The following is a 17,269-nucleotide window of genomic DNA, read 5'->3' as shown; positions in this document are numbered from 1 at the left end:
CGGAAACGTTGAAGGGTTTTCTTTGTTTACGGCAATTTGCCGTTTATAAGTCTGGGGCACAGTTCCACATCACCCATCCTACATTTAACATCATCCATCATATTATTTGTCCCCGCAGATTACGCTGGTCTCCGCAGAGGTTTCCGTTATCCATCATCCATTTTCCCTCTTCCACCACTGCGGCCAATAGCCCTGATGGCAGCGGTATCCATTTTGGGCTGTATGTATTTGCTTAACAGACCGATTTCCCAAAAGGATTAAGCGTACAGCAGGACGGGACCCAACCTATAGCATACAGGTACTGCGCTTCAAAAAACGATTGAATTCGCTTGTTAAAAAATGTAAAATCTTTCATCCTCAAGGCAATAAAACCGTATTATTGTAGTAATACGTACATATTATGATGATGAATGTGAATCTTAAGAAATTGACCCTTCTTGCTTTTATTTTATGCATAAACTTCGGCGTTTTTGCCCAGAGTAAAAATGTACAACTTCCGGCAAATTGGTTTAATCTCGATTTATTGGAAAACGGATATTTCGGTATTAGTACGGAGAAAGCTTACCGTGAGCTATTAAAGGATAAAAAACCTAAACAGAATATCATCGTTGCCGTAATTGATGGCGGAGTAGATACCAATCACCCAGACCTTCAGCATGTATTATGGACAAACAAAAAAGAAATCCCCGGAAATGGAATTGATGACGACGGCAACGGCTATATCGATGATATTCATGGCTGGAATTTTATAGGATCTAAAAAAGGCAATCTCGAGTTCGATAATTTAGAATTGGTTCGTTTGTTAAGAATTTATACCCCGAAGTACCAATCAACAACCAATTTAACACCCTTAGATAGCACGCAAAAAGAAGAGTTCAAATTGTATAAAAAGATGGTCGGCGATTTCGGAAAGAAATATGAGGATGCCAGCAATACTTTTTCTGTACTGATTGCCATTAATAAAGTGTTGGATTCTGTTGCCAGGATCAATAAAAAAGAAATACCTACTCTGGAAGATCTTGACCGTTATAAGGCCGATGATGAAACGGAAGAACAGGTAAAAACAATCATTAGAAAAGGTGCTAAAGAAGATGGCAGTTTCGAGAAATTCTATAAGAATATTAAAGAAGGCTATAAGCAGTACGATGCTATGCTAAAGTACAACTTAAACCCAAAATACGATATGCGTGCCGAACTGGTTGGCGATGATTATAGCAATGCTTACCAAAAAGATTATGGCAACAATGATGTGAAAGGACCTGATGCTTTTCACGGTACACACGTATCGGGGATTATCGGTGCCGACCGAACAAATTCGTCAGGTATTTTAGGCGTGGCCAATAACGTGAGCATTATGGCTATCCGGGTGGTACCCACTGGCGATGAACGTGATAAAGATGTAGCCAATGGCATCCGTTATGCGGTAGACAATGGTGCGAAAGTAATTAATATGAGTTTCGGTAAAAGTTATAAATGGAATAAAAAAGCGGTAGACTCTGCCGTTAAATATGCGGAGCAAAAAGGGGTATTACTGGTGCATGCTGCCGGAAACGATAACCAGAATAATGACATCGAAGAAAATTATCCCAATAAATTTTATGATAGTAAAGAAGCGGAAGCTTATAAGGAAGCGAATAAAAAGCCTACTAAGCCAGACTTTACTCCACCTAAACCCATGGCACAAAATAACGGGATGGGCATGAGACCACCTTTCGACCGTTCTACTTTAACCAAACCTGCTCCGGTAGATTCTGCCAAATTTAATTTGCCACATGCAACTAACTGGATCGAGGTTGGTGCAAGTGCCTATAAAGATGATGATAATTTAAAAGCTGACTTCTCTAATTACGGTAAGTACAATGTAGATGTTTTTGCCCCAGGGTTTTTAATCAAATCTACAGTGCCCGACAATAAATATGAAGAAGCTGATGGGACCAGTATGGCCTCACCCGTTGTAGCGGGTTTAGCAGGACTGATTTTGAGCTATTATCCAGAACTAAAACCAGCTCAGGTAAGAGATATCATCATCAAATCTGTTTCGAAAGTTGCACATAAGATAAAATACAAAAATGAGCGGGGCGAGAGTATACGTGTCCTTTTTAGCGAAATATGTGTGAGTGGGGGAATAGTGAATGCTTATAATGCACTTAAGTTGGCAGAAAGTTATAAATAAGGTTTTAAGCTGTTTTTTGAAGCGCAGGGTCATTACAACTATTAGGGTTTGTTCCCGTTCTTCGCTGTATCCCTCCACTAAGTTTCGGGGATGCCGCTTCGCCCGGGGCTAAACACTCCAATAAGTGCCTTGATGCCAAACGAAAAAATGCGTTAAAAAAAACTACTCAGCGAGCTTTTTAATAAAATCCTGAAAGGTACCGAAGGGATAATTTTTAACCTTCATCCACGATACGAGCGCTTCCATACGTTCGATCATTTTTTTACCTGTGTTTTTTCTTACGTAACCGGGGAAACCAAATCTTTCGAAATCATCTAAATCGGTAAATTCCCAGGGATGGAAATAGATATTCAGGTACTTGTCTTTTTTATACGTCCAGCTGGCCAAAGTTTTATAAATGCTTAATGGTAAATTATGAAAAGACAGCCAGAATAACGGAAAACGAACCAACGGACTCACAGAAGCAGGAATCTGTATAACGTTATCTTTAATAAAATGTGTTCTGGAGATATTAAAATTGTTATAACGCCCAGGCAAATAGGTTGGATTAATCGAGGTGTTGTATGTATATCCAGCCTTTTCAATTTCCTTTTCATCAACGGGCATCATCCTCGCCATACGGTAACCGGTAATTTCCTTGCCAGAAAGTTCTTCGAGCTTTAGCTTCGATTGCAGCAGATGTTCGGGTTTAAAATCAGAATGATAATAACCATGCGATGCGAGTTCATGGCCTGTTTCAGTAATCCGTTTAATCAGGTCAGGAATATTTTCGGCAAAGGTAACGGTGCAGAAAAATGTAGCCTTCACCTTGTACTTATCTAAAATGTCTAAAATGGCGATGGTTCCAGTCCTCGAAATGGCAATCTGATCTTCGAAAGTGATGTCTTTTCCATATTCAAAAGGCATATCAAATTCTTCGATATCAAAACTTAACAGTACCATTTTATCTTTGTTGAATATTGGTTGAACGGATAATATAATTAGGACGGTTTTTAGACTGCATAAACATTTTACCTACATAGATGCCTATAATGCCCAGGATAATAAGCTGTAGCCCTCCAAAAAAGACAATGGTCATAATTACTGATGCCCAACCGGATACTTCTACATGGTTTACAAAGGCATAGATGATGTAAGGTATATACAGCACAGAGGCGAAAGAAAGAATGAAGCCAAGATAAACTGCAGTATACAAGGGTTTTATACTAAAAGAAGTAACCCCGTGAAGCGCCAGTCTCAGCATTTTTTTAAGCGTATACTTGCTTTTTCCCGAAAAACGTGCAGCCGGATTATACCTGAGGGCAAACTGTTTAAAACCCAGCCACTTTACCAAACCACGGAGAAAGGGTTCATTTTCATGGAAATTCCTGAATACCGTAACTACTTTCTGATCGAGCAAACGGAAATCGGCTGCCCCCGGCTCCAGATCAATGTCGGATAACCAGTTTAAGGTTTTATAAAATAAACTAGAGGAATTTCTTTTACCCTTTGATAAACTTTTATCTTCTTCACGTATGGTATATACCACTTCGAAACCTTCCTGCCATTTCTGTAACATTTCAGGTATAAGTTCCGGGGGATGTTGCATATCGCAGTCCATAGAAATTACACAATCACCAAAAGCATGGTCCATACCCGCTTTCACAGCCAGTTGGTGACCAAAGTTTTTAGAAAATTCGAGGAAAAATATGTTTTCTGCAGTTGAAGCGTAATCCTTTATTTTCTCGAGGGTATGATCGGCACTTCCATCATCAACCAGGATAATTTCGTAATCGTAATTGATTGTTGAAAAAACGTTTTTAATACTTTCGGCTATCACAAAAATATTATCGGCTTCGTTGTAGGCAGGGATTACTATAGAAACTAATTTATTCATTTTCGGCAATCAGGTAAGATTCAAAATCCGCTTTCATCATTTGATAAATTATGGTTAGCCAAATGATCACGCAAGGTAGGGCTTTAAGTGAATATAGACGAATAAATTCTTTAACGGGCCTTGGGAAAATATCGGTTGGGGATAAACTGGTTAAGATAAAAGCAAAAATAAACAGGGCAATTATCCAGCCCCTTTTTGGCCTTTGCTGAACGATAAACCAAATGGCAACACCTGCAAATGCAATAATATAAGTTGGCGATTCAGATCCACTGCTAAATATCACCGTAAAAATAAGTGTAGAGGCCAACAGCATTAACCTAAAAGCTAAATGCTTATATTGATTAATCCGCAGATAAGGCAGGCCAAACAATATTAATCCACCCAATAAAAATGGTGTATTTGGAATGCTAACATCTCCTGATATTCTTCTTACTATTCCCATTAAAGAAATATCCTGAAAGGAGGTTAATGAAGCATTTAAATCATTTTTATGGGCGAGTGAATGATACCAATCCGCATAAGACTGAATAACAAAAGCAGGGGATGAAATGGCCATCGGTAGGGCAAACAGCACCACAAAAGCTATGAAACAGCCTGCCATAAATTTTAACTTATTCTTGCTGAAAAAGAAAAATGCGAGGCCAACAATACCGTATAATTTAACCAACGTACCAAAAGCAATAAAAAAGGCCGATTGTACCTCTTTCTTTTTGAGGAGATAAGAAAAACTGAGTAATATGATCCCGGTTAGGGCAATATTGAACTGAAAGCTGAAAAGTGCAGTTAAGGTTTCGTGTGCACAGATCCAGGCGATAATGGTGCGTTTGTGAAGTGAAATCGGCAGGCTATAAATTCCCCAAAGCAATATGCATACATTGGCAATGTTCCAACAGATGCAGCCTATACCATCGGGCAACAGGGCAAATGGGGCAATAAAAATTGAAAATACCGGCCCATAATGGTTGCTGTCAAAATACGCTGGGTAGTTCTGGTACAAATTCTGTAAATCTGTGGTATGCCAATACACATATTTAAAAATCAGATAGTTGTTATACGAATGGTGATGATATTGTTTGTAACCTGCTACAATGGCCAATAAGAGGTAAACGGCAAATACACATTCTTTTTTTAAAAGAAATGCGGACAGTTTAGTCAGACTAGATTTTGCGAAAGTGTTCATTATGATTAGTGCCGCTAATATAGCTATTTTAACCATCTGCATAATCATCTATACCCTTTAAATCAGGGAAATTGGTACTAACCTTTCGGCCACTGAATAATCTTTTCCGAACTCAAGTTTCGTAGCTAAGCGGCGCGGTTAATTTAGGTTCGCAGGTAGCAAGGTTATTTACAAATTACATCCTTAACCCGTATAAGATATATAGATAAAGCAGCATACTTAGTTAATACTATTACAATGCTTTATCTATACTAAGGACAGCTATGGAGTTACCGGATATTTTCATGGGTTACCTGACTAAACTCTTCCTTGGTTTTAAGGTCGAAGAGATTTAGGTTTTTAAAAGAACCAATTCCCGCAAAGGTGATTTTAAAGCCCATTAGTTTTCCAACGGCATGGCTGTATTGGGTTTTAAAGATCTCCTTATCGTTAATGATGAGCGACACACGTTGGTTCCTGATCCTTAATCTTACCTTGCCACCTCCGGTAAGATCGAATCCAAGCTGTCTTAAATCGTCTTTTTCTCCCTCTCTGGCCATTTCGGAAAACTTATATGAGCTCCATGCGGTACATTCAGGTTTCATTATACTCAGGTTATGATTGCCGTGCTCACCAAACACCGCAATATCAACTTGCGAGCAGCGCACTCCAGCCCGCTCTGCCGAAGTCATTATATCTGCATTAAATTCGAAGTTATCGGCACTGATTGGTGTTGGCCTTACATTACTAAAGGATACAAAAAAGGTTTTGTTGGTATCAACACCTGCAGTTGATAGTTCTTTGGCTGTTATGTGATAGTCACTTTCGGTGGCAATTTTCTTTAAAATCGGGTATACCCTTGTTGTATCGTATAACATCGTGGCAATCACATCCCATCCTTTGCTTTGCAGGTATACGTATGCGGTATCTATCGGTGTATTTTTGTGGTATAGTACGGGGAAGTATCTTCCTGGAGTTTCATAATAATGGTTTACTGCTGCATTTGTAGTCGCTGACCGCTTAGTTTTACCATCTCCAAAGTCGATAAAAAAAGCCGAGGAATCATCTGGCAGATTACCTTCAAAAGCTAATCTGAAAATTGCAGAATGTGGACTTTTCCCTTCAGGGTTTAAACAGCTTAGCTTAACATGAGTTACTTCATCATTGTTATGCATAAAGTAGAAAAAGCCTACAGCTGCTATGGCAACAATTAGTAATGGTATAAAGTATATATTGTTTTTCTTTTTACCAGAAAGTTCTTTTGGTTGTGCATCGGGAGTTATAATATTGAGCGTTGATACATCCTTTTCATTTACAGGATGCAACAGTTCAAATTCGTACCAATCCCGGTAACCGATAAATTGAGCCAAAGCATCCCTTGTGGCTTTTTGTGGATAATAACGCACAGGTGTTTTAAGTTTTCCAAATATGCGTTTAAGGGTATTTTCACTTAAATGAACCTTCGTTTTCCTGTGAAGCAGGCTACTCAATCTGATGTAATCACTGTTCTTCCAGTCCGAAATGTTTTTTTCGCCAACTTCCTGCGCTACTTTTTTACAGCAAATATCCAGCTGCTTAAAAAAAACAGAATGTTCGGCTTGTACAAACTCATTGTTCATTCGGGGTAATTGTCTGGTTTTTAGTTTGTTGCGCTGTCAATAATATTGGTAAACATTTGTATAGACGGTTAATGTTTTGTGATATAAATCATTGCCTAAGTTTATAAAAGCAAATCACAGGTTAAGAACCATTTGCTGCAAAACAAACTATTTTTTTATAAAACTAACCAAATTTAATGAAAAAAAAACTACTCTTATTTGTGTTGTTTTTGTGTACCTGTTATACATTAAAAGCACAAACCAGATCGGTTACCGGGAAGGTGATTGATGCAGGTACCAAAGAAAGCCTTACAGGTGTAACTGTAAGTATACCGGGTACAAAAACAGGTACAACCACTGATGCAAACGGGCAATTTAGCCTAAATGTTCCAACTGGTACCAATAAACTGTTGGTTAGCTATATCGGATATCAGGAACAAACTGTTTCAATTACAGGAACGAATATGACCATTAGCTTAGCTACCGATATCAAAAATTTAAATGATGTAGTAGTTGTAGGTTATGGTACGCAGAAGAAAAAAGATTTAACCGGTGCAATAGCAACAGTTAGCGGACAAGACATTACAAACCGTCAAACTTTGCAAGTATCAGAGGCTTTGCAGGGGGCAGTTCCTGGTGTAAGTGTTACGCGGAACAATTCGGCACCCGGCGCTGGCGCTACGGTACAAATCAGAGGGGTAACTACGCTTAACACCAACGGCCCTTTAGTGGTGGTTGATGGAATACCAGTGAGCAGTATGGATTTGGTTAACCCAAATGACATTGAATCATTGAGTGTATTAAAGGACGCAGCTTCAGCCGCAATATACGGTTCCAGGGGTGCTGCAGGTGTAATTTTAATTACGACTAAGCGTGGCGCCACTGGTGCCTCGAGTATAGATTACAATTTTGAGTATGCTTTGCAAAAACCAACAGCCCTGCCTGAATATGTAAATTCACCAAAATACATGCGCTACTTTAACGAACAGGCCGTTAATGATGGTGCCGCAACAGGTCCATATGCACAGGATGCGATCGACAATTTCGAAAAAAACAGATCAGCCACTCCGGATAAATTTCCTTTTGCTGATACTGATTGGCAGGACTTAATTATGACCAATAAGTATGCACCAAGAAAGCAACATGATTTGGTATTTACCTCTGGAACAGAAAAGTTAAAAACAAAAGTTTCGCTGGGTTATCAGGATGTAGGGGCATTTTATGACAACTATAATTACGAACGCTATCAATTTAGGGTAAACAACGACATTAAAATCAGCAATAAATTTAGTGCAACTGCAGATTTGGCCTTTCGGCGTTTAAATAACCTTTCTCCAGTTACTAATCCTTTCAGTGGCCAAACGCCCATTTACGAAGCCAGGGTGATGCCTCCGGTATATGCCGCTTATTATACAAATGGCGCTTATGCCCTTGCCAAAGACGGAAGAAACCCTTTAGCGCAGTTAAATGAAGGAGGCACAACGACTTCAAAATCTAACCAGCTTCAAGCCAGGTTAGCCTTAAACTTTAAACCGGTTGATAATTTAACACTGACTGCGATTGTTGCGCCAACTTTCGACTTTAACAAGAGCAAGGCATTTTCAAAGAAAATTGCTTATACCAATCCCGATGGTAGCCCGAGTGCGGCAAGCAATACTTCACTGACCACATTAAAAGAGAATAGGGATGAAATTTATCAAATTACCGGACAGTTTTTAGCTAATTACACCAAAACCTTTAACAACAAACATAATTTTAGCGCTCTTGCAGGTTATGAAAGCATTTATTCTAATGCTGAATCACTTGGCGCAAGCAGAGATGGTTTCCCTTTGTTAGATTTTCCATATTTAACCGTTGGCTCAACTGCATTACGTGATAATGCTGGCGGTGCAACTGAGGAAAGTTTACATTCGGTATTTGGCCGTGTGGGTTATGATTTTATGGGTAAGTATCTTATTCAGGCAAATTTAAGGTTAGATCAGTCTTCAAGGTTTGCCCCAGGTTTTAGAAGTGCAACCTATCCTTCCTTCTCAGCAGGCTGGGTGCTTTCAGAAGAAAACTTTATAAAGGAAGCAAAATGGATTAATTTCTTAAAACTGCGGGCATCATACGGCGAGGTTGGAAACCAACGCATAATTGATCGAAATAACAATGATGTCCAAGTTTATTATCCCTACCAGGCCAATATCGATCTTCGAAATGTTTTATTCTACCAAAACGGTGTATTAGTTCCGTTAAGTTCTGGAAGCCAGACAGTTTATGCAGTAAACGATATTAGATGGGAAACAACCCGTTCGACAGATGTGGGGTTAGATGCTACGTTTTTAAACAATAGATTAAACGTTACTGCTGATTATTTCAAAAAAAGCACTAAAGATATTTTATTGCAGTTGGACATCCCATTAAACATGGGCTACGATAAACCACAACAAAATGCGGGCATACTCGATGTAAGCGGTTGGGAATTGGGCCTAAACTGGAAAGATAAAATTAACGATTTTACTTATAGCGCCAGTTTTAATATTTCTGATGCTAAAAGTAATATAAAAAACATGAGCGGGACGCGCCAGGAAAGCGGCAGTACTTTAGTTAACATGGAGGGAAGCCAGTTTAACGAATGGTATGGTTATTTGAGTACAGGTATTTACCAAACTAACCCTGTAGCAGGTACCGCAAAAACCAGTGCTGCTGTAACTGCTGGCGATATTGGCTATCAAGATATAGATGGCAATGGAATAATTAACGCTAACGATAGAGTGTTATTGGGCGGATCGTTGCCTCGTTACCAATACGGTGGTAATATAAATTTAGGTTATAAAGGCTTTGATTTTGGTATTACTTTTCAGGGAGTAGGCAAAAAATTAAGCCGATTGAACAATGATATCGTTCGGCCTTTCCAGGAACAGTTTGGTAATTTTCCAACTTATTTAGAAGGTAATTTTTGGAGCAAAACCAATACGGCTGAGCAAAACCTGGGGGCAACTTTGCCCAGGTTAACCAATACCAACGCCACTAATAACTACGCTTCATCAGATTTTTGGTTGTTCGATGGTTCTTATTTCAGGTTAAAAAATATTACGCTTGGTTATACTTTCGATAAATATAATGTTTTTCAAAAATTAGGGCTTAAATCGCTACGCTTGTATATTTCTGCTAACGATTTTTTAACCAGTAGTAAATATCCTAAATATGCCGATCCTGAATCAGGCAATGCAAGTTATCCTATCGTTACTACATTTTTAAGTGGTATAAGTGTTAAATTTTAATCTATACAAAATGAATAAGACCTATATATATACATTTTTGGCGATAGGCTTTGTTACGGCATCGTCATGCAAAAAACTTGATCTATCGGATCCTTCCAGCCCGGCTACGGGTAGCTTTTATACGAACCAAAATGAACTGGAACTGGCGGTGAATGATTTATATCGGATAGATTTTTGGACCTCAGCTAAAACAGCTACCGGTACATGGGAAGAATTTTTCTCCGATAATTGTTTTTATAGAGGAGGATCAGGCGGTAATCCTGTTATAGCAGGTAGCCTGGCTTCTGATAACGCCAATGTACAAACCTACTATTTAAACTGTTATAAGGCCATTGCGAGGGTAAATACCTTCCTGGAAAATAAAGACCGGGCAGCAGCAAATACCCCTGCTGCCATTATCACCAGATTGGAAGCAGAAATGCGATTGATCAGGGCATATCAATATACCAAATTAATAACGCACTTTGGTGATGTGCCTTTAAATACCAAAACGCTAACCATAGAAGAGGCCAAAAATGTAAATAAAACCAGTAAAGCTGATATTTATACTTTTTTAAAGGGAGAATATGAGTTTGCCACACAAAATCTTCCTCAAACTTATGGTACTGCCGTAAAAAGATTAACAAAAGGTGCTGCATTAGCCTTGGAGGCTCGTACTGCTTTATACATGGCTGATTGGGAAACGGCCAGAACAGCATCATTAGCAGTAATGAATTTAACAGGAGTTGGAGCTTATACTTTGAATGCTTCTTATGATAACCTTTTCCAATTAGCTGGGGAGCAGAGTGCTGAAATTATATTCAGCGTACCCAGAGATCAAATACAACAGGTATTTAGTGTGCCGGATGATATTTTAACACGTAACGCTGGTGGTTTTGGTGCTACCTTGCCAACCCGCGAATTGGTGGATGCGTTCGAATGTACAGATGGAAAACCAATTGATGAATCTCCATTATACAATCCACTAGATCCTTTTACAAACCGCGATCCACGATTAGTGGCTACGATAGTTCCATTTTATAATAACTCCCCTTCAACAGTGGTGCCGCGGACGAGTTATTGGTTAGGCTATAATTATAATCCACACCCGGATTCTGCACAGGTATGGAGCAATAAGTTAGGCCGAAAAGTAACTAATAATGATACGCGCGCTGTGGCACCTTTTGCAAGTTTCACGGGTTTTGTATTTAAAAAAGGTGTAGATCAAAGCTGGTCTGACACACATAAAGAAGATAATGATGCCATCATTATTCGTTTTGCAGAAATACTACTTACTTATGCAGAGGCAAAAATTGAATTGGGGCAGGCTGATGCTACAGTACTTGATGCCATTAACAAAGTTAGGGCCAGGGCTTATGGTGTACCTGTTAGCCAAACAGCCTCTTATCCTGCGATTACTACTTTAGATTTAACACAACTAAAAAATGTGCTAAGAAGAGAGCGTAGGGTTGAGTTTGCTTTTGAAGGCCTGCGTTACATGGATTTGATTAGATGGAAATTAGCAGAAAAAGCACTCACGCGTCCTGTTATTGGCTTACCAGATCCGGTAAACCAAAACAGAGCGAAATGGCCTTTCCCAGGCGTTACACCAATAGATGACGATGGTATTGCCGATTATAGTGGTTTTGGCGCGGACGTTAAAGTTTTATTCCAGCGCAACTTTGATAAATCGAAACAATACTTATGGCCATTACCGGCTGTTGAGGTGAGGGCAAATCCTAAATTAACACAAAACCCGAATTACTAAGAGATCTCAGCTGGAAGTAAACCCTTTCGGCTGCTTTAACCATGCACATGAAAAAAAACCTGATATTAAAATGCAGCACTTTATTAAGTGCTGCTATTCTCACGGCCCATTTGGCCTATGCACAGCAAAAACCTTTACAAGTGAGTGGGATTTACCCGCATTTAGCCACATTTAACGAAAACTGGGAGAAGCAAAACTGGTTAAAACAGGGAGCAACCAAAAGTTATGGCGACGGGGGCGAAAACGGTATCGGCGCCATTACGCCCTGGGCCGGTAAACTTTGGATGGTCACTTACTCGCCCCACATGCCCAAAGGAAGTTCTGACAAGTTGTACAGTATCGACAATAACCTGAATGTGACCATCCATCCGGAAAGTATTGGTGGTACCCCTGCAAACAGGATGATCCACAAAGAATCGAACCAGCTGATCACCAGCAATTATTTTATTGATAACAAGGGCAAGGTTAGGGTTATCCCTTTTTCGGTGATGCCCGGCAGGATGACCGCCACTACCCGCCACTTAACCGATCCAGCCAACATGGTTTATTTTTATGATATGGAGGGGATGTTATATGAAGCAAATGTACATACACTCGCCGTAAAAAAACTATTTAACAAACCCGTTCCCGGCTGGCATGGTAAAGGTGCTTATACTGCGCAGAAGCAACTGGTGGTTGCCAACAATGGAGAAGAAGCCGTTTTTAAGCTTACAAAAGACATGCTCGAAACTGGTGATTTACCAAAAAATGATGAGGAAAAAGGCGTTTTGGCCAGCTGGGATGGTAAGACCTGGAAAATCATCGAACGAAGACAATTTACAGATGTAACTGGTCCAGGTGGTATTTATGGCTCACCGACAGATAAAAGCCCTCTGTGGAGCATTGGTTGGGACAAACGCTCCGTCATGTTAAAATTATTAGATGGTGGAAAGTGGTACACTTACCGCTTACCTAAAGCGGCGCATACTTACGACCATAGAGGAGGCTGGTATACCGAATGGCCACGCATACGTGAGGTTGGCAATGGCAAGATGTTAATGGATATGCATGGGATGATGTACGATTTTCCAAAAACATTTTCGAGGGCCAACAGCCGTGGTATTGCTCCTGTAAATAGTCACCTACGCTATATTCCTGATTTTTGCAGCTGGAACAATCAGATCGTCATTTCTACGGATGAAACAACGGTTTTAGAAAACCCTATGGCCGGACGGGCACAGTCTAACCTTTGGTTTGGGAAATGGGATGATTTAAAAAACTGGGGTGGTGCCACGGGTTGGGGTGGTCCATGGGATAATGATGATGTTAAGGCAAATATACCTTCCGATCCATTCTTGGTAAATGGTTTCGATAAAAAAGTACTGCATCTTGCTCAAAAATCAGATCAACCGGTAATTTTTACGGTGCAGATTGATAAAGCCGGAAATAATCAATGGGAGGATTATAAAGAGATAAGCGTTGCAGCCAATGCTTATCAATATTTCATATTCCCTGCCGGTTTTAAGGCTACCTGGGTTCGTTTTAAAACGGATAAAGACTGTAAGGTATCCGCATTTTTTCATTTTACAGGTAAGATGCACGATGGGCAGGATCAAATGTTTAATGCTTTAGCCAGCATAAAAGAGAAAAATCCAATCAATGAGAACCTGATCCGACCGTCTGGTTACAACAAAAACCTTCAGATACTCCATATTTCAAATGGTAAAAAACAATATCAGGAAATTGACGAAAAATTATCGTTCTTAACCCATACCGCAGATAGCACTGCACAAATGGAAAAATTAATGGGCTTGAATAAAAGCTACACTGTTGACGATGCCTCCGTGATCATCAAAGATAAAACTGGTACCTTCCGTTTGCCAAAAGGCTCAGCTGACTATGAGCTTTTTCCTTATCGCGATAAACGGGAAGTGGAATCTGAACGGTTTATGTTGAACGTTCAGGGAACTTTTTATGAGGTTGGCCGCGAATCTGGTTTTAATGCGATCCGGCCGGTTACCACTCATAATAAAAGGATAATAGATTTTTGTACCTGGAGAGGTTTATTGGTATTGAGTGGAACCAAACAGGATGCAAAACCGGATGGGCATTATTTTGGTAATCAGGCGAACGGATTGTGGTACGGGGGCATTGATGATCTATGGAAAATGGGTAAACCAGTTGGCGAAGGAGGTGTATGGAAAAACACAACGGTAAAAACCAATGAGCCATCACTGCCTTATTTAATGACTGGCTATGACCGTAAAAAAGTAAGCCTTACTGCAGATAAAGATGTGGATATTACTTTAGAAATCGATTTCGATTTAACAGGTTTCCATCCATATAAAACATTTTCGATCAAAGCTGGGCAAACCATGAACTATGAATTTCCAAATGGTTTTAGCGCACATTGGGTAAGGGCTACTCCAAATAAAGATTGCCGATCGACCGTAACGTTCACTTATTTTTAACAACTCAGGATAAAAAGCATCATAATTTACTTGAAATATAGTAGTGCAAAGAAGCCGTCTCATAAGTCAATTATGAGGCGGTTTTTTATTTCAATCGATTCAGATAGTCGGAAAAATTAAGTAATCATTATTATATGGTTAAGTATAACGATTTAGTAAAACCTTTTACTAACTTTAAGACACTGAACCAAATAGATCACCAATCTTCCTAAAACTATGAGAAAATTACAACTATCACTTTTTGTGGCCCTGGTATTAACCATTAGTGCCTGTAAAAAAGAAGAACAACAGACTGAAAAAATTTCGGGTCCAAAATTAAAAGAGAATGTAAATCCCAATTCGGTATTATTAAGCTTTTCACTCAATAACTGGATGAGCGTACTTGCAGATCAAAACAGCATCGCAGCGATTTCAATTCCCGGTACACACGATTCTGGAGCTATGATCGAGCCTGTGGCAGGCACGGCCAAATGTCAGAACCTGAGCATTGCCGATCAGTTAAATGCAGGAGTACGTTATCTGGATATCCGCTGCAGGCACATCGATAATGCTTTTGCCATCCATCATGGAGCCATTTACCAAAACCTCAACTTTAACGACGTGTTAAATACCTGTATCAACTTTTTAAACAGTCATCCAAGCGAAGCTATTATAATGAGTGTTAAAGAAGAGCATACACCATCGAACAATACCCGCTCTTTTGAGCAAACTTTCGATACTTATGTACAACAAAATCCTGGTAAATGGGATTTAGGGAATAATATTCCAACCTTAGGTAGTATCCGTGGAAAAATCAGGCTGCTGAGGAGGTTTTCTGGTGCTTCACCTAAGGGAATCGATGCGACAGCCTGGGCCGATAATACAACATTCGATATCAATAATGCTGCCGCCAACTTAAAAGTGCAGGATTTTTACAACGTTAACGATGTAAATACTAAATGGATAAGAATAGAAACCCTGTTAAATGAAGCAAAAAACGATACTTCGAATAAACTTTACCTCAATTATGCAAGTGGGTATAAAGCGGGTATTTTCAGTATTCCAAGCATTCCTACAGTTTCCAATTCTGTTAATCCAAAAATCACGACATTTTTTACCAATAATACCCATGGTAGATTTGGGGTAATTCCACTTGATTTTGTTGACGCCAACCGTAGTCAATTAATTGTAAACACAAATTTCTAACCCTAAACCATTTTTGATTTATTGGTTCAGATAATGAAAAAGATGCGTGATCAGATAATAGATCATGCATCTTTTTTATGTATGAGTAATCTTGTAATGGTAAAAATTAACATGCACTCATCGGTTTTTAACAATAACAGACTCTTTTAGCGGTCTACCTTTGACCTATAAAATTTAAAGATATGTCAGTTATCAAACCAAAATCAGTTGCCGGGATTTCCATCCCTGATAGCACCATTGCCAAACAGGCAACCGAACTTTTGTTGGAACATGGAACCGAATTTATTTACAACCATTCTCTGCGGGTTTTCCTTTTCTCCTCGCTAAACGGAAAAAGAAACAGCCTTAAATATGATCCGGAATTGCTGTATGTAAGTTCTGTATTTCATGATCTGGGCCTAACCAAAAAATACAGCAGTACCGATCTGCGTTTTGAAGTTGATGGCGCAAATGCCGCCAGGGATTTTTTAAAAAGTCATGGCTTGCCTGCCGCATCATTACAATTGGTATGGGATACCATTGCTTTGCACACCAGCATTGGCATTGCTGAACATAAAGAAAACGAAGTGGCGCTCATGTACAGCGGTGTAGGGCTCGATGTTATGGGTGAGGGATATGAAAACCTTTCCGAATCCGATCGGTTAGCCATTATAGATGCTTTTCCGCGTAATGATTTCAAAAAACAGATTATTCCAACATTTTTTAGTGGTTTCGAGCATAAAACCGAAACCACCTTTGGTAATATCAAAGCAGATGTATGTGCCTATATGATCCCGAATTTTCACCGTAAAAACTTTTGCGATTGCATTTTGCACTCCCCATGGAGTGAGTAAGATTTCTGTAATGGTAGGTGTTGGAAGGAGGCATAACCCTCACTTACCATTTTAATCTAAAGACCAATATTTACAAATAACATGCGATAATCCTGAGGGGAAATGGTAGTGTTCTTTTTGAAAAAGTGGCTGAACTGATCGGGTGAACTAAAATTAAGCTGGTAGGCAATTTCTTTAACAGGCCTCGAAGAAAATTGTAGACCACGCTTGGCTTCAGCTATAAGCTGTTCGTTTATTAAATCTTTGGCGCCTTTGCCACAGCACTTCTTGGTGAGCTCGGTTAATTTTCTTGCAGATATGCCCATTAATTCGGCATAATCTCGAACTTCATGCGAGCTTTGATAGCGGGTGCTGATCAATTCGATAAAATTCCGGTAGAGTTGACTTTCATAACTATCCACTCCGGTTGTTAGTGCAGCGTTTACATTCGCAATCTTGATCATGATGATTTTTAGATAGGCCGCCATGGCATCTAATTTATTGACATATTCGGCCGAGTTAAACTCGTTATATAAACTTTCGAAAAGTGTACTTAAATGGGCATGATCTTTTATGGTTAAAGATAACTGCTGATTGTTTGCCGCATTGTTGAACAATACCGCCTTACAGTTATTTGCACTCGATGGACTTCTTTCCCAAAAGCAATTTCCAAAACTCAGCTCAAATCCCGAAAACTTCGCGCCGGCAGTAAATCTGATGAGCTGTCCCTTTGCTATTAAAAAGATTTGATGATCGGTAATCTGAAAAACCTGATCATCGATATAAATTTCGCCGGTTCCGTTTGCGATTAATAAAATACGGTTATAGGTTAAACGGTATGCAATTGGCCCAGGGCTAAAATAATCCTTAAAGTTGCTAATCGAAAAAGAATCTTTTATCTCTTTCTCCAGCTTTGCATGAAGAACATCTTTTATCATTACATGCTGATATTTATTACGACCAGGCGATTTGATCCATATCCTGATGTGGCCCAAAGATAAAT

The 17,269-nt window shown here is 39.4% G+C and carries 12 protein-coding genes; 7 read left to right on the top strand and 5 right to left on the bottom strand.

Annotation, left to right across the window (positions count from 1 at the left end):
• The coding region (locus AC04Q1_RS21725) for a hypothetical protein (protein ID WP_478366641.1) at positions 1–236 on the top strand (236 nt) is incomplete at its 5' end.
• A 170-nt stretch (positions 237–406) separates the two neighbouring features.
• The gene (locus AC04Q1_RS21720) at positions 407–2,173 is read left to right on the top strand and encodes a S8 family peptidase (protein ID WP_478366643.1); all 1,767 of its coding nucleotides are present in this window, start codon (positions 407–409) and stop codon (positions 2,171–2,173) included.
• 162 nt (positions 2,174–2,335) lie between these two features.
• Here the strand turns inward: AC04Q1_RS21720 and AC04Q1_RS21715 are convergent, their stop codons facing one another.
• The 4 genes from AC04Q1_RS21715 to AC04Q1_RS21700 all read right to left on the bottom strand — a co-directional run bounded on the left by AC04Q1_RS21715 (position 2,336) and on the right by AC04Q1_RS21700 (position 6,827).
• A complete protein-coding gene (locus tag AC04Q1_RS21715) occupies positions 2,336–3,115 on the bottom strand; it encodes a polysaccharide deacetylase family protein (RefSeq protein ID WP_478366640.1) in 780 nt (259 codons plus the stop codon).
• 1 nt (position 3,116) lies between these two features.
• Positions 3,117–4,049, bottom strand: a complete 933-nt coding sequence (locus AC04Q1_RS21710; protein ID WP_478366639.1) for a glycosyltransferase family 2 protein — start codon at positions 4,047–4,049, stop codon at positions 3,117–3,119.
• Positions 4,042–5,229, bottom strand: a complete 1,188-nt coding sequence (locus AC04Q1_RS21705) for a glycosyltransferase family 87 protein (RefSeq protein ID WP_478366638.1) — start codon at positions 5,227–5,229, stop codon at positions 4,042–4,044. The genes AC04Q1_RS21710 and AC04Q1_RS21705 overlap by 8 nt, the downstream gene beginning before the upstream one ends.
• Before the next feature lie 269 nt (positions 5,230–5,498).
• On the bottom strand, positions 5,499–6,827 hold the full coding sequence (locus tag AC04Q1_RS21700) for a hypothetical protein (protein WP_478366637.1): 1,329 nt from the start codon (positions 6,825–6,827) through the stop codon (positions 5,499–5,501).
• Between the two features lie 176 nt (positions 6,828–7,003).
• Between AC04Q1_RS21700 and AC04Q1_RS21695 the strand changes: the two genes are divergently transcribed.
• The 5 genes from AC04Q1_RS21695 to AC04Q1_RS21675 all read left to right on the top strand — a co-directional run bounded on the left by AC04Q1_RS21695 (position 7,004) and on the right by AC04Q1_RS21675 (position 16,287).
• Positions 7,004–10,072 (top strand): SusC/RagA family TonB-linked outer membrane protein, encoded by a 3,069-nt coding sequence (locus AC04Q1_RS21695; protein WP_478366636.1) that lies wholly within the window; start codon positions 7,004–7,006, stop codon positions 10,070–10,072.
• A 10-nt stretch (positions 10,073–10,082) separates the two neighbouring features.
• The gene (locus tag AC04Q1_RS21690; protein ID WP_478366635.1) at positions 10,083–11,819 is read left to right on the top strand and encodes a RagB/SusD family nutrient uptake outer membrane protein; all 1,737 of its coding nucleotides are present in this window, start codon (positions 10,083–10,085) and stop codon (positions 11,817–11,819) included.
• A 47-nt stretch (positions 11,820–11,866) separates the two neighbouring features.
• Positions 11,867–14,269, top strand: a complete 2,403-nt coding sequence (locus AC04Q1_RS21685; protein ID WP_478366634.1) for a hypothetical protein — start codon at positions 11,867–11,869, stop codon at positions 14,267–14,269.
• A 216-nt stretch (positions 14,270–14,485) separates the two neighbouring features.
• Positions 14,486–15,454, top strand: coding sequence for a phosphatidylinositol-specific phospholipase C (locus AC04Q1_RS21680; protein WP_478366633.1), 969 nt, complete (start codon positions 14,486–14,488; stop codon positions 15,452–15,454).
• 182 nt (positions 15,455–15,636) lie between these two features.
• Positions 15,637–16,287 (top strand): HD domain-containing protein, encoded by a 651-nt coding sequence (locus AC04Q1_RS21675; protein ID WP_478366632.1) that lies wholly within the window; start codon positions 15,637–15,639, stop codon positions 16,285–16,287.
• 56 nt (positions 16,288–16,343) lie between these two features.
• Here AC04Q1_RS21675 and AC04Q1_RS21670 read toward each other — a convergent pair whose 3' ends face one another.
• The gene (locus tag AC04Q1_RS21670) at positions 16,344–17,204 is read right to left on the bottom strand and encodes a helix-turn-helix domain-containing protein (RefSeq protein WP_478366631.1); all 861 of its coding nucleotides are present in this window, start codon (positions 17,202–17,204) and stop codon (positions 16,344–16,346) included.
• Between the last annotated feature and the right edge of the window lie 65 nt (positions 17,205–17,269).

The organism is Pedobacter humicola, assembly GCF_056490705.1.
Note: the sequence above shows the minus strand (reverse complement) of the source record. Positions and strands in the feature narration are given on the sequence as shown.

Coding starts and splice junctions, on each gene's coding strand:
- AC04Q1_RS21720 (WP_478366643.1), top strand. CDS start 407: ATGAATGTGAATCTTAAGAAATTGACCCTTCTTGCTTTTATTTTATGC.
- AC04Q1_RS21715 (WP_478366640.1), bottom strand. CDS start 3,115: ATGGTACTGTTAAGTTTTGATATCGAAGAATTTGATATGCCTTTTGAA.
- AC04Q1_RS21710 (WP_478366639.1), bottom strand. CDS start 4,049: ATGAATAAATTAGTTTCTATAGTAATCCCTGCCTACAACGAAGCCGAT.
- AC04Q1_RS21705 (WP_478366638.1), bottom strand. CDS start 5,229: ATGAACACTTTCGCAAAATCTAGTCTGACTAAACTGTCCGCATTTCTT.
- AC04Q1_RS21700 (WP_478366637.1), bottom strand. CDS start 6,827: ATGAACAATGAGTTTGTACAAGCCGAACATTCTGTTTTTTTTAAGCAG.
- AC04Q1_RS21695 (WP_478366636.1), top strand. CDS start 7,004: ATGAAAAAAAAACTACTCTTATTTGTGTTGTTTTTGTGTACCTGTTAT.
- AC04Q1_RS21690 (WP_478366635.1), top strand. CDS start 10,083: ATGAATAAGACCTATATATATACATTTTTGGCGATAGGCTTTGTTACG.
- AC04Q1_RS21685 (WP_478366634.1), top strand. CDS start 11,867: ATGAAAAAAAACCTGATATTAAAATGCAGCACTTTATTAAGTGCTGCT.
- AC04Q1_RS21680 (WP_478366633.1), top strand. CDS start 14,486: ATGAGAAAATTACAACTATCACTTTTTGTGGCCCTGGTATTAACCATT.
- AC04Q1_RS21675 (WP_478366632.1), top strand. CDS start 15,637: ATGTCAGTTATCAAACCAAAATCAGTTGCCGGGATTTCCATCCCTGAT.
- AC04Q1_RS21670 (WP_478366631.1), bottom strand. CDS start 17,204: ATGATAAAAGATGTTCTTCATGCAAAGCTGGAGAAAGAGATAAAAGAT.